Below are 13,642 nucleotides of genomic sequence, written 5' to 3' on the forward strand. Positions count from 1 at the left end.
TTTGCTTTTTGAGTTTTACCTCCAGCCTATCAATTTAGTTTCAAACTGACAGGAGATAGTTTCTTAGGAGTAACGCCAGCAGCAGGTCGATTATTTTCATCAAGCATTACTGCTGATATATTTTCGATATAGACCCTTGAACCTTTCTTAAGTCTCTTGATCTGATCCAAATCCCCATCAGGAATTCTACTTCCTGTAACAGGTTTTGTTATCAAATCCGTTCCTACCTGATAAACAAGGTCAAACTTGGTTACTTGGAAGAACAACTCGAAATCGAAGTTCTGCATCTTAGGAATTACCGTAGGAGCCGCAGCCAATCGGTTTGCAGAAACAAGTCCTTCTTCAACGCCAGCAATCGTAGCTACCGGTGGTGGCACGTCTTTAACACGGAACTTGAAATCCCCCATTGGACGTACTTTACCTCCAATCTCGGCACTAACCTTTACGATGGCCTCGCTACCGCCTTTTACTTCGGCAATGTAGTTACCCTTTCCCTCCTTTCGGTCTGGAGAAAGCGTACCTCCTGATAGAGATGGCTTAACCAATTCAGGCGCTACACCTGGGACCGATATTGAAATTGGGTTTTTAACTCCTCGGTAAAGTACATTCATCTTGGTTGGTGAGACAACGACACCTGACTTCATAACCATGTACTCTCCCTCGAATGGTCGGTTGATGAATGCACCGGAAGGAGCTTTCACACGAATTACACCTGAATACTTCTGAACACCTTCACCAGATGCTTTGACAGTATAGACACCAACTCCTCTATCCACCACAACGGATGTGCTGTCGATCGGCCCTACGATCTCGTCTTTAGTTGTATCAACTTTACCCAAGTAGACGTCAGGATTCTGAGTAGTACTGAACGCAGCTACAAAAATCTCAGCTTTATACTCGTCTCCTTGAAAAACCAAATTTGGAGCAATGATCTTCGCAGCAAGTGTATCGAATTTGAAGTCACTCGCATCAACCTGACGAAACAGTTCATTGACAATATCAGCCTCCACATTCATTACGTCACTTTCCAACTTGCTAAGAATAGTCAAGCTACCGGCCGCCACAGTATGATAAAAATTCTCGTTTTCCCACGAATCGATGTCCTTATCACTCTTATCCTCGGTGTCAATGTGAATTTTAACCGCGCCTTTCGATTCGGCCGGAAGCAATTCTTCCATTCTGGACTTGAACTCCTCAAGCTTTGCTTTTAGCTCAGATGCTCTTGCTCCTCGGCCGTCCACTTTTTCTCCACACATCAAGCGAGTGGGAGTGTCGTAGTCGTCCTTCTTCTGCATGTACTCTAACGTCAAGGTATCAGCAACCTCCCTTGGGATTTGATCTACCTTCATCTTCATAAGAACCTTGGTCGAGTCCAAATATGTGAGCATTTCCTGCGCATATTTCTTTGCCTCGTAGGCTTTATTCCAATAAGGAGTAACCTTATCTGGGTTGTTGCTCTTTGCACGATCGAAAGAGGCATATGCCATTTCAGTCTTATTGTGAAAGCCAATGTTCGTCAACTCGATACCATCGTTTACCACCACAAAGGCTTCCAAGATGTCCTTGGATACGTTCAGTGCCAAGAGCGCTGTAAGTACCAAGTACATCATCCCAATCATTTTCTGTCTTGGGGTTTCTTTTCCTCCTGCCATTTTCTAAATCAGTTCAGATTTTCGTTTGAATTAATTATGAAAAGAATCGTCCTTAGGAACGATTCATAGCAGAAAGCATGTTTCCGTAAACAGTATTGAGGGCGCTGATATTCTGAGCCAACTGAGAAACTTCCTCCTTGTACTTACGGGCATCATCTACCGAATCGTTCAACGTACCCATCAGTTCACCCATACCAGCATAAAGTGAATCGGATGATTCCAAGAATTGCTTAGTACCCTGCAATTGGAGTTCGTACTGCGAATTCAACTGAGTAATATTCTCAGCCATTTTCTTCATTTCAGAACCAAAATCAACTCCGTCACCATCTACAACCATGGCACCCAGAGACGCACTTGCCTTCATGTAAGCGTCCGACAGACTTCCAACTGTCTCAGCAGCCTTCTTCACATTACCAACATATTCTTCCGTGGCAACCGATGCGTTTGTAATATCGCTCATCTTGGAAACATTTTCGCCAAGCGAACGAAGGTTATTGCCAAGACTTTCTATCAACTCAGGCCCGATCTTCGCGTCTTCAAGCAAGTTGTCCAACTCTTGAGACGGGGAAAGACCAGCATTTCCTTTTCCGCCACCTTCGCCACCTTCACCTGGAAGACCTGCCAACTCTGGATAAACAAGGCTCCAATCTGGTTCCTCATGTGGTTTTTCGAAAGCAGAAAAGAAGAAAATGACCGCTTCAGTAGAAAGACCTACCGTAAGCATGATACCCGCACCTGGCCAGTGCTGAATTTTAAACAATGCCCCAACAATTACGATTGCCGCTCCGAAGCCATAGAGCTTCGCCATAAAACTTTTCCACTTTTTCCCCTGCATGATTTAAAGTAATAGATTAATAATTGATTTGGTTTTAACTCTTAAACAGATTAGAAATCGGCCTTGTCTCTTCCAAGGAATTCCATTACACAACGGAAACCAACATAGCACTTGGCCGTATCTTGATATTCGTAGGTTCTTGTTCCTGTTTGGATATAATAACCGATATCCTTCCATGAACCGCCACGGATAACTTTTCTTTTTAGTGAAGGAGGATCTGAATCCTTGGCTTCGTAATAATAGTCAGGATTGAGGTCGTGCGTAAAACTGAATGCACTTTCGTCATAAGCATTCTTGGTCCACTCGGCAACGTTTCCGGACATACAATAGAGACCATAATCGTTCGGTGCATAACGATACACCTTCACCGTATGGAAACCACCATCTGCCACATAATTTCCTCGAAGTGGCTTGTAGTTGGCCAAGAAGCATCCTCTACTGTTTCTGATATATGGCCCACCCCAAGGATAAGGTGACAGGTCGAGACCTCCACGCGAAGCGTACTCCCATTCAGATTCCGTAGGCAATCTGAAGTCTTGTACGAAAGTCTCATCATTGTGCGCCAACCAGCTGTTCAGCAACTGCGTTCTCCATATACAGAATGCGCGAGCCTGCTTCCAAGTAACACCAACAACAGGATAATCATCGTAAGCTGGATGCCAGAAATACATCTTGGTCATCGGCTCATTGAATGAATACGTGAAATCGTGAATCCATGCCAGCGTGTCGGGATAGACATTAATGATATCCCTCTTGATAAACACCGAACGATCTTTCATACCCTGCTCACGATTCTCCTTTCTTGCTGCTTCCTTCAGATCGATCCAGAAGTACTCGAAATTCAGTTTTCGTGTATCAATCTCCCTTCTTCTGTAGAAACGCTCATGTTCTGGAAGGTACATTTCTTCCAAAACCTCCATCATTTCCTCGTCATCGTACTCGATGTACTCATCCCAATTGATTCGCTCACCGTACTCTCCTTCTTCGAGCAAGTGATCTTCGCCAATCAGCAAATGTGCTATGGAGTCGCGAACCCAATAGACAAACTGTCGATATTCATTATTGGTGATCTCGGTCTCGTCCATATAAAACGCCTGGACAGAGACGGTCTTGGCCTGAGACGTAATAGCATACGGGACATCTTGATCGCTTGGCCCCATATTGTAACTTCCCATTGGGATAAAGAGCATACCATATGGATCATCCATATACCATTCTTCTCTTCCCTGCACTCCAACCAACTGGCCCCGACCGTAGTTTCCACAACTTGTGAAACTACTTACGCCAGCTGCCACTAACAACAACATAAGCAGCTTTTTCATGGTATTTCCTTTTGATATGGAAGGCATAGGGAACGTGCCCACCATATTGGTTAAGATCGTTTGAATAAACTGTTTCGCAATTGACATCCCTAAAACTTTTTCCCAATCAACCCGCATCGATCAGGTCCGGCCATGCTTTAACGAAACTTTTTTTCAAATGTTGCAAAGAATGATTTCTGATTAGAGGAAACGAACGTTTCTGTAACGCTGATTTGCCACAGGAGACTTCAACTTGTAGCAGTATCCCAACATGATCTCGTGGCTTCCGCTGCTGTACTTATTAAGACCAGAAGTTGTAATATCATACGAGTATCCTACGCGGAATTGCTTGATCTGCACACCTGCCATGACACCAACTGCGTCATCGATTCGGTAAGAAACACCAGCCCAAACCATGTTTCTCCAAAGAGCACGCACGTTGATATCGAACTGTACTGAAGCAGCATCGGTCTTCAAGAAAATAGATGGATTCAGAGCCCAGTCTGGATTTGGCAAATGCCAAGTATAACCCGCCATTGCGTAATAGTGACGGGCAACTGTATACTTGCTCAACGTTGAACCTTGCTCGAACTTGATGGTTGGTCCAATCAAGTGATTCGCAGATATACCTGCATAAAGATTATCTGTATGATAGTAAACACCTACACCAAGATCAGGAGCGATTCCGCTTGACTTTGAATTAACGATGTTCGGATCTCCTTCTTGAATTGGATCCAACTGAGAACCATCCAACGTGTTGTAGAGGAAGCCCACATCAACCCCAACACCAATGGTTCCAGGGCCGAGTGTATGACGATATGCATAAGACAGTTTGACACCGCCCGAGTACTGAGCACCCAATTTATCAGACAAGATAGAGATACCAACACCACCATGAAGCACCTTCACGGTACCATCAACGTTGATCAGTGTTGTAATAGGACGGCCATTGAAGCCCACCCATTGCTGACGATGCAAAGCATTTGCACAAATACCGTTATTGCTACCCGCATAACCAGCATTTGCATAAAGCCTATTGAACATGTTCATGGTCAACTGCGGGTCTTGCTGTGCAAAAACCGTTGTTCCGATGAAAAGTAGTGCCAATGAAGCGACAACAGTAAAAGTCTTTTTCATATCAAAGTAGTTCGATTTCCTTCTTTTTCCCTTTAAATCTTGAATTTTCAGTCCTTTTTCAAGAAGCGGCTAAGTAAACAAATATTTCAATCATCATCAAGACGCCTCTACGATAAATCGACTAAAAACACATACAAACAGCAAAATTCTAAAGACCCAGGTCAACCAAGCTTCTGAAAAGTTTGCCACCAACGGTCTGGAATTTCGTCTTCGCAGGCCCGAAGATAATCATCATAAGTACATGGCACCATAAAGTGTCGCTCATATTTCTTTCCGCGTTGCGAAGGATATGGCACCTCCATCCACCAGCGGTCACTTCTCGGGCTCTTGTAAAACACTACATCATACTTTCCGTCTCCCAGCGTGACGGTGTACTTGGTGTATTCACTCTTATCTGCAAACGGATAATCCTTTTTGCGTTTGTAAACGCCCCAAATGAAATACCACAACATTTGGGCAATCAGGTTTGCCGATCGTTCATCTCCAGCAACAAGATCGGAATTGTAAATACCGAAAGAGGTCAATTTATCGCTCAGACCCGCGTAGCGGGAAATGGCACATATCTGCTCTCCGTAAAAGCCGTTGGGCTCTTTTAGTGGGTTCAAAGGGAGATCTGAACTTCTGATTGAGGTAAGGTCGATACTTACAATATCTGCATTGCGCACAACGGGCTCCACCGTTTCCAATCCCGTTTGAACCTCTCCCAGACGATAGATGTCAAAATACATCTTGTGCAACAGGTCGACCTCGGTCTCCAGCACATGATGCGTTTGATATCCGAGATTGCTATAGTTGAAAAGAATGTTCGGTTGGTGAAGAATGATCTTTTGTAGAAAACGAGAAGCGTGAAGTTCGTCTTCCGCATCTCCAAGGTCGAACCGCGAATCGACCGTCACCAAGTTGACAACCTGTTCCAACTTCTCGTAAGCGAGATAATTGGCCAATGTAAGATCTTGACTTCCACCAAGCACAACGGCCAAGCCGCCTTGCCTCACAATGGAAGCCACCGCGTTGGTAACCGCGTAATAGGTATCTCCAACTGTTTCTCCTGGTCCAATGTTTCCGAGGTCGGTAATTCTAAGCGAACCGAAATGGTGTTTCAACCCATAAAGTTTCTCACGGATGAGCTGAATTCCACTTCCATTCGAATTCGGATCATCAGAATTCCTGCTTTCAACAACACCGAAGAGTACAACCGTACCTTTTTCAATCTCAGGAAACTCACTTCCTATTGTGAATGCTGAGACATTCGCTCCCAATGTTCCATTGTCATGTTCGGCCAGAAGGTCTGGCGACAACGGCTCGAAGAACATGGCAATATCGGACACCATCATTTTCTTGATCGAGCGGTACGCTTAGGCTTATCGCCCTGCTTGGAGATGATCTCTTTACAATCCTCCAAACTCAATGATTCGGGCTCTGTTCCTTTCGGGATCTTGTAGTTCTTTTTCCCTCTTGATATATACGGTCCGTAACGGCCGTTCTTTACCTGTATCACTTCGCCATCATCCTGAAACTCGCTGATGAGCATCTTTTCCATCTGCTCTCGCTTCTGCAGGATCAGTTTCACAGCCGTTTCCTTGTCAACCGTCATCGGGTCTTCCTCTCCCAGCGAAACATAGGACTTGCCATGACGAACGTACGGGCCGTACTTGCCAATACCGATTGTCAACTTTTCCCCTTCAAACTCACCGATCTCACGCGGTAATTTGAAGAGATCGAGCGCTTCCTCAAGCGACACGTCATCCATACTTTGGCCTGGCTGAAGACTTGCGAATTTGGGTTTTTCCTCATTGTCCGCTTCCCCGATCTGCACCATTGGCCCAAAACGTCCTAAGCGGGCGTACACGTTCCTTCCAGATGCAGGATCAACGCCAAGCAAACGTTCACCAGTTGCCTTCTTCGAATTCTTCTCCGTATCAACCGTGGTTTCATGGAACGGTCGGTAGAATGAATCGATCATCGCAGTCCATTCATTCTGATTGCTGGCAATGTCATCAAACTCCTTCTCTACTTGGGCCGTGAAGTTGTAATCGAGGATGTCCGTAAAATTCTCAACCAAAAAGTCGGTGACGACCTTTCCAATATCTGTTGGAAACAACTTGGCCTTTTCTGCACCTGTGATCTCGGTCTTGGTCTCTTCTTTCAGGGCATTTTTGGAAAGAAGAATGTAGCCATACTCGCGCTCCTGACCAGGACGGTTCTCCTTCACCACATAATTCCTCTTTATAATGGTATTGATGGTTGGTGCATAAGTTGATGGACGACCAATTCCGAGATCCTCCAATTTCTTCACAAGGCTCGCTTCTGTGTAGCGCGGTGGAGGCGAGCTGAAACGCTCAATTCCTTCAATCCTGTCGGCATCCAAACTTTGGCCCACTGACATCGGAGGCAGAATTCCTTTTGCATCCTCCGTCTCATCATCGGTTCCTTCCATATATACTTTCAGGAATCCATCGAATTTGATGACCTCGCCTTGCGCTTGAAATTCCAGTTCGGACGTGGAAACCGAAATGCTCACATTGGTCCGTTCCAGCTGCGCATCTTCCATCTGCGATGCGATGGTACGCTTCCAGATGAGATCGTACAGACGCTGATGCGAAGCGTCTCCTTTTATGTTCTGGTTAGACATATATGTAGGTCGAATGGCCTCGTGTGCTTCCTGAGCCCCTTTTGCCTTCGAGCTGTATTTCCGCGTTTTGCAATAATTCTCCCCGTAAAGTTTCGTGATCTCTTCACGGGCGGTGTTCAATGCAAGGTCAGACAGATTGACGCTGTCCGTTCTCATGTACGTGATCAACCCCTGTTCGTACAGGTCTTGAGCCAACTTCATGGTTCGCGTTACACCGTAACCGAGTTTACGGCTTGCCTCCTGTTGCAACGTGGAAGTAGTGAACGGAGCTGCAGGTGTTCGCTTGCCTGGTTTGGTCTGAAGGTCTTTCACCTTGTAAGCCGCATCCCGACAATTTTTGATAAATGCCAACGCTTCTTCCTTCGTGTCGAAACGTTTTGAAAGTTCTGCTTTCAACTCTGTTCCATTTACCACGAAATACCCGTTGATTCGGTAGGATGAAACCGCGTTAAAACCTTCAATTTCTCGCTCTCGCTCAACAATCAACCTCACGGAAACCGATTGAACGCGACCTGCGGAAAGATTCGGTTTCACCTTTTTCCAAAGCACAGGCGAAAGCTCGTAACCTACCAATCGGTCCAGAATTCTACGCGCCTGTTGGGCGTTCACCAGGTCATCATTCAGCGTGCGCGGATTTTCAACTGCGTTGAGAATAGCAGATTTCGTGATCTCGTTGAAAACGATGCGCTTGGTCTTTTCCTTCGGGATCTTGAGCTCATCATATAAATGCCAAGCGATGGCCTCTCCCTCACGGTCCTCATCCGATGCCAACCAGACAACATCCGCCTCTCCACTCAACTTCTTCAATTCCTTGACCACCGCCTTCTTGTCATCGGGCACAATATATTTCGGCCTGTAGTTGTTTTCGATGTCGATGCCCAGCTCCTTTTTAGGAAGGTCTCGGATATGGCCGAAGCTGGATTTCACGGTGAAATCCTTTCCAAGGAAACCTTCGATGGTTTTTGCTTTTGCGGGCGACTCAACAATTACAAGATTCTTCATTCTGTCCGTTTGGGTACTCAATTTTGGGCAACAAAGAAAGCCAAATATTGAAAGTTCGAGCCGTTACGGAGAAACCTGAGGAAGTGTTACTGTGAATCTGGTGCCTTTTGGATGATTGTCTGAAACTGTGATGCGACCACCGTGTTTTTCTACCAGAAGTTTTACCAGATAGAGTCCGATGCCTGTTCCTTTTGTCTTACGCACATCTTCATTTCCCCTTCGGTAGAATCGTTCGAAAACCTTCTGCTTGTCCTCATCAGGAATTCCTGAACCTTCGTCTGACACTTCCAATTTGATGGCGTTCGCATCTTTCAAAACGGACACCTCTACTGCGCTTCCCTCTCCATATTTAATGGCATTGCCGATCAGATTGGTCAAAATGATCTGCATGGCCATTTCATCAGCATCCACCAAAATATTTTCGGTAGTATTCAATTGTATACGTCCCGCATCTATTTCTGAAACGAACGCAGATCTGAGGATCCCTTGCACGAAGTTGTTCAGGTCGAATTTCTTCTTTTCCAACGGCAGCCCACCCGACTCGACCTTATTCACAAGAAGTAGGCTTTCCACCAGTTTCTCCAATCGGTCGGCATCACTCAATGCGCGTTTATAAATGGTAGAACGTTTCTCTTCATCCAAACTGCGCGATTGCAGGGTTTGCAACTGCAGTTTGATGGCGGCCAGAGGCGATTTCAACTCGTGTGTAATGGAAAGCAGAAAATTCTTCTGCTGCTCGGCCACGGCCAATTCCTTGGCAATACTTCTTCTTACCGACCAAAATCCCAAAAGCAGGATGGAAACGAAAACAGCTCCTTCTCCCAGCACCATCCAAATACGGAGCGCGAGTTTTTCGTCCAGTTCCCCTTTTCGAATGAGAAATTCGGGGCCAATACTTTCTGTGACCGAAAGAAGTTCCAGTTTCAGCTGGTAGATCTCTGCATTGAGGTTGACGAGCATGTATGCCCACCATGCAAACTGAGCGAGCACATAAAAACCGAGAAGATAGATGACAAGCCCTTTGGGAGCTTTTTGCTGGAGTTTGAATAACCAGTTCTGCATTAACTGATGTCGAGAAGTGGGCCTTGCTCAAGCGCAAACCGTACGAGTCCGACCACATTTTTGACCCCCAATTTTTTGATCAGATTGCGTTTGTGCGTTTCCACCGTACGAAGGCTGATGTTGATCGTGTCGGCAATTTCCTGATTGGTATATTCCTTGGCCACGTAGTGAAGCACCTCTTTTTCGCGGTTGCTCAGAACAATGTCAAAATTATCCGAATCGCCTTCGGTGGTCAGCGACTGGGTCATGATGTCCAATACCTCCTGACAGAAATAACTGTCACCACCGACCACGGTCTCAATCGCTTTCTTCACTTCATTGTGCGAGGCATTCTTAAGGATGTATCCCGAAGCACCGGCCTTCAGCATTCTTCGTATCACCTGAACCTCTTCGTGCATGGAAAAGGCCAACACTTTAATATTGGGCCATCTCTCTTTGATGGTTTCTGTTGTAGAAACATCCAATTTCCCTTCCATGTTAATGTCCATGAGCACAACATCCGGTCTGGTCTTTTCAATACAGCCCAAGGCCTTTTCCCCATTCTCGGCCTCACAGACCACTTCAATCCCGTCCGATTTGTCGAATAGCGAAACAATGCCGCCACGCAGCATGGGATGATCATCGACCACAAGTAGCTTCACCTTGTTCATCATAACATCTTTGGAACTTCAATATTAATAAGAGTACCTGAATCCAACGCACTTTCTATATCAATCTGTCCTCCCATCAACGCAACCCTCGATCTGATATTTTTCAACCCGATACCATTCACATCCTGCGACCTGTCGAATCCCTTTCCATCATCTTCCACCATCAGGTTCAAACTATCACCATGATCCATTAAACTTACGAAAACCCGTTTACAATTTGAATGTTTCTGTATGTTGTTCACCAATTCTTGGGTTATGCGGTAAAGGTTCATTTCAATGAGCGAATTGTAGCGAGGTTCAAGATCTGCATGATCGAATTTTACTTGAATGCCCGACCTGTCCTGCAAACTGGCGCAGATCTGCTTCACGGCTTCTTTCAACCCGAAACTCTCCAGTACTTCCGGCATCAGGTCATGCGAAATTCCGCGCACTTCCCGAATGGCGCTTTGCAGGTTGGTGTTCAGTTTCTCAAGCTGATCTGAAAGTTTCTTTGAATTGAAAACAGCCTCATCTTCTCGGATCTGTGAAACCAACAGACCGATTGCCGAAAGGATCTGGCCGATTCCATCGTGCAACTCTGCGCCAAGACGTTTGCGCTCTTGCTCCTGTCCACGCAGCACCGCGTTCATCTCAGAGCGTTCCTTGTTCTTCTCCTCAGTAATATCGCGGATAATGAGAATGGCCTTGAAGAATTTACCATCCTGAAACTTGGCCAGGTACTTATTGTAGTAGGTGCGTACCGAACCATCCGGACCGGTATAACTGGTCGTTTCCACTTCAAAGCCCTTGCCTGTGGTTCGGAGCAACTCAAAACCGGTCCTGACAGATGCCTGAACCTCGGAATCGGGGTACCAGTCGAAAACGCTGCTTCCGACCACATCTTCGGTTCGAAGACCCAATGCTGTTTTATTTACAGATTCAACCGTGCCGTCCTCGCTAAGCGTTGCAATGAAGTCCTCCACATTATCGAAGATCAAACGGAGCTGATTTTCAGACTGCTTGAGTTTAAGTTCCTGTTCCCGCTTTTCGGTCCTGTCCCGTATAAGCGACTGGATATACGTTTTTCTACCCTCTTTACGCTTCACAAAACGAACCTCTACAGGAATCGAATTCCCATCCTTTTTAATAACAGTTGTATCGAATGTCTGAGGTAAATTGGTCGGTAGTTCCTTCAGGTAATTCTGATACGTCCTGCCATTCCACCGTGGGTCGATATGATGCGCTTTCATAGACAGAAGTTCCTCTCTGCTATACCCCAACATATCAGAAGCAACCTGATTGACGTCCAGAATATTCTGTGCCGCATCATGGAAAAAGAAGGCATCTCCTGAGTTGAGCGAAAGCGTTTCCATACGATCCTGAGTAAGCTTTGCCGCCAGTTCGGCCTCAACTTTAGGTGTTATATCCGTTGAGCAGACGTAGAACCCGACCACCTCTCCCAGTTCCGACATTTCGGGACCAAGGGCGACACTGAAATAGTGATGCACTCCGTCTGCCATCACTCCATCATAATCATAGAACACCATATCGCCAGATGCTGCCATTTCAAATTTCCCCTTCAACCGAGAGAATCCATCTTCTCCAAGCACTTCTTTGATATGACGCCCTTCCAATTTCTTGGGGTCAATGCCCATCTTATTATAGGTGTCATTGAGAAACAGGTAGCGATAGTCCTTTGAGACCCTGGCTATGTAAATTGGTATGGTATTCAGAATTGCACGGGTATCTGCCTCCATCCGCTCCAAAACCTGGTGCGTACGCTCAAGTTTGTGTTCGGCCTTTTTTCGAAGACGGATCTCTTTCTTCTGCTCTGCCTGAAGCACGCGGTTCTCAATGATCATGGCCGCGTGTTCAGCAAGGTCGCGCGCCTGTTTGAGTTCCATTTCGGTCAATGACGGCTGCCCTGACAGGCGAGTAAGGTCCAACGTTCCGAGAATACGCTTGTGGCTTACCAAGGGAATGTATGCGAATGAGGCGGGTAGAATGCGCACATCGATCCCTGCCTCTTCGGTCTTTTTTCGGAGTTCCTCAGACAGCTCTTTTACATAAACCTCTTTTCCAGTAGCTACCGCTTTGCCCACCATGCCTTGCCCCACCTTCAATTGTCGGCTGACCAACTGTTGTTCAATGATGCGATGGATCTTCTCGTCCCGATAATGAATTGCCACCAGATTCAGTACCTGATTCTCCTCATCAAGAATATGTACATCGCACACTACATCGAAAAACAGCGAAACCCGTATTACGAACTCCTGAAGGATGGAGTCGATACTGGAAGAGACATCGGCCAACACGGCCGATATTTCCAATTTGAACTCCGCCCATTGTTTTTCCCGTTCGAGACGCGCCTCCGCCTCCATTCTCCTGGCCACCTCTTGCCGCTGTCGTGCCTTAAGCAGACTGTTCTCTACAAAGAGTGCCACATAGTCTCCCAACCTACGAATCTGATCGGCCTGACTATCTGAGAATGCCTCTTGACCTTCGGTCCGGGTCAGATTCAATGAACCCAGCACCCTTTCGGCTCCCCGAAGCGGCACATACATTATGGATGACGGGACGATCTTCGGACTGACAGCACGCGGATTGACCCTCATGGCCTCTGGGACCGAAGGAATGAACAGTTCGTTTCCCGTGGTGATAACGCGTCCTACCAACCCCTCGCCTTTCAGCACCGTACTGCTCTCAAATATCCTCCCGATGGTCTTCCTCACTTCGGGATCTGGATGGAACATGGCCTCTGGCCGAATGATTCCGTTTGCTGTATCGAGCATCGCAATGTCGCACACCGCATTCAAGAACAGCGAAACCTCTTTGGCAAACTGCTGAAGAGCTTCTGCGTATTCCAATTCGGGTTTGGAAAGAATGCGTGCAGCCTTCAGCAAAAACTGATTGACACGGTTGAGTTCGTCCAATTTTTGACGCTGATCAACACTTTCGGTAATGTCTGTCGCGTAACCGATGCATTTGATCGGTCTTCCATCTGCATCGCGCTCATACACATATTCTTCGCTTCGGAACCAGATCCAATCTCCGTCCTTGTGACGCATGCGGTAATCGAACTGCACAAATTCGTTGTCCTTCAGCTTTTGCAGGTCACGAGCCGCTTGTCTCATTGTAGGAAGATCATCTTCATGCACCAGTCCACGAATTCCAGTCCCTTGCTTCAGAACTGGATCTTCCTCGAAACCAAGCATTTTCTTCAGGGTCCACGAACGGTAGAGATTCACATCGTTTACGAGGTCGTGGATATAGATCATTCCAGGAACACGGTCAAACACCGATTCCAAGAACTTTCTATCCGCCTGAATTTTCTCGAAGAGTTCTGAATTAGAACCTGCTATTCCAACCGCCTTGCTCACAACGCTAAATTA

The 13,642-nt window shown here is 46.3% G+C and carries 9 protein-coding genes; all 9 read right to left on the reverse strand.

The annotated features are described in order from the left end of the window. Nucleotides 1-29: 29 nt before the first annotated feature. The 9 genes from gldM to GC178_04785 all read right to left on the reverse strand — a co-directional run bounded on the left by gldM (nucleotide 30) and on the right by GC178_04785 (nucleotide 13,630). The gene (gene gldM / locus GC178_04745) at nucleotides 30-1,652 is read right to left on the reverse strand and encodes a gliding motility protein GldM (protein MBI1286868.1); all 1,623 of its coding nucleotides are present in this window, start codon (nucleotides 1,650-1,652) and stop codon (nucleotides 30-32) included. A gap of 52 nt (nucleotides 1,653-1,704) precedes the next feature. Then, nucleotides 1,705-2,487 (reverse strand): gliding motility protein GldL, encoded by a 783-nt coding sequence (gene gldL / locus GC178_04750; GenBank protein MBI1286869.1) that lies wholly within the window; start codon nucleotides 2,485-2,487, stop codon nucleotides 1,705-1,707. Between the two features lie 50 nt (nucleotides 2,488-2,537). Then, the gene (locus GC178_04755) at nucleotides 2,538-3,809 is read right to left on the reverse strand and encodes an SUMF1/EgtB/PvdO family nonheme iron enzyme (protein ID MBI1286870.1); all 1,272 of its coding nucleotides are present in this window, start codon (nucleotides 3,807-3,809) and stop codon (nucleotides 2,538-2,540) included. Between the two features lie 180 nt (nucleotides 3,810-3,989). After that, entirely contained in the window at nucleotides 3,990-4,925 is a 936-nt protein-coding gene (locus tag GC178_04760) for a type IX secretion system membrane protein PorP/SprF (GenBank protein ID MBI1286871.1), read from the reverse strand. Between the two features lie 161 nt (nucleotides 4,926-5,086). Next, nucleotides 5,087-6,259 carry an arginase gene (locus GC178_04765; protein ID MBI1286872.1) on the reverse strand — a complete coding sequence of 391 codons (1,173 nt, stop codon included), beginning with the start codon at nucleotides 6,257-6,259 and terminating at the stop codon, nucleotides 5,087-5,089. Further along, complete coding sequence (topA, locus tag GC178_04770) at nucleotides 6,256-8,559, reverse strand: type I DNA topoisomerase (GenBank protein MBI1286873.1); 2,304 nt, start codon at nucleotides 8,557-8,559, stop codon at nucleotides 6,256-6,258. The genes GC178_04765 and topA overlap by 4 nt, the downstream gene beginning before the upstream one ends. A 63-nt stretch (nucleotides 8,560-8,622) precedes the next feature. Further along, nucleotides 8,623-9,621 carry a two-component sensor histidine kinase gene (locus tag GC178_04775; protein MBI1286874.1) on the reverse strand — a complete coding sequence of 333 codons (999 nt, stop codon included), beginning with the start codon at nucleotides 9,619-9,621 and terminating at the stop codon, nucleotides 8,623-8,625. Then, nucleotides 9,621-10,274, reverse strand: a complete 654-nt coding sequence (locus GC178_04780; GenBank protein MBI1286875.1) for a response regulator — start codon at nucleotides 10,272-10,274, stop codon at nucleotides 9,621-9,623. The genes GC178_04775 and GC178_04780 overlap by 1 nt, the downstream gene beginning before the upstream one ends. Continuing rightward, nucleotides 10,271-13,630 carry a PAS domain S-box protein gene (locus GC178_04785; protein MBI1286876.1) on the reverse strand — a complete coding sequence of 1,120 codons (3,360 nt, stop codon included), beginning with the start codon at nucleotides 13,628-13,630 and terminating at the stop codon, nucleotides 10,271-10,273. Before GC178_04785 ends, GC178_04780 begins: the two co-directional genes overlap by 4 nt. Nucleotides 13,631-13,642 lie beyond the last annotated feature (12 nt).

This window comes from Flavobacteriales bacterium (assembly GCA_016124845.1).
In the GTDB taxonomy this organism is placed as follows: Bacteria; Bacteroidota; Bacteroidia; order UBA10329; family UBA10329; genus UBA10329.

Excerpts from the sequence above, each read along its gene's own strand:
- gldM (MBI1286868.1), bottom strand. The coding sequence starts at position 1,652 with ATGGCAGGAGGAAAAGAAACCCCAAGACAGAAAATGATTGGGATGATG.
- gldL (MBI1286869.1), bottom strand. The coding sequence starts at position 2,487 with ATGCAGGGGAAAAAGTGGAAAAGTTTTATGGCGAAGCTCTATGGCTTC.
- GC178_04755 (MBI1286870.1), bottom strand. The coding sequence starts at position 3,809 with ATGAAAAAGCTGCTTATGTTGTTGTTAGTGGCAGCTGGCGTAAGTAGT.
- GC178_04760 (MBI1286871.1), bottom strand. The coding sequence starts at position 4,925 with ATGAAAAAGACTTTTACTGTTGTCGCTTCATTGGCACTACTTTTCATC.
- GC178_04765 (MBI1286872.1), bottom strand. The coding sequence starts at position 6,259 with ATGATGGTGTCCGATATTGCCATGTTCTTCGAGCCGTTGTCGCCAGAC.
- topA (MBI1286873.1), bottom strand. The coding sequence starts at position 8,559 with ATGAAGAATCTTGTAATTGTTGAGTCGCCCGCAAAAGCAAAAACCATC.
- GC178_04775 (MBI1286874.1), bottom strand. The coding sequence starts at position 9,621 with ATGCAGAACTGGTTATTCAAACTCCAGCAAAAAGCTCCCAAAGGGCTT.
- GC178_04780 (MBI1286875.1), bottom strand. The coding sequence starts at position 10,274 with ATGATGAACAAGGTGAAGCTACTTGTGGTCGATGATCATCCCATGCTG.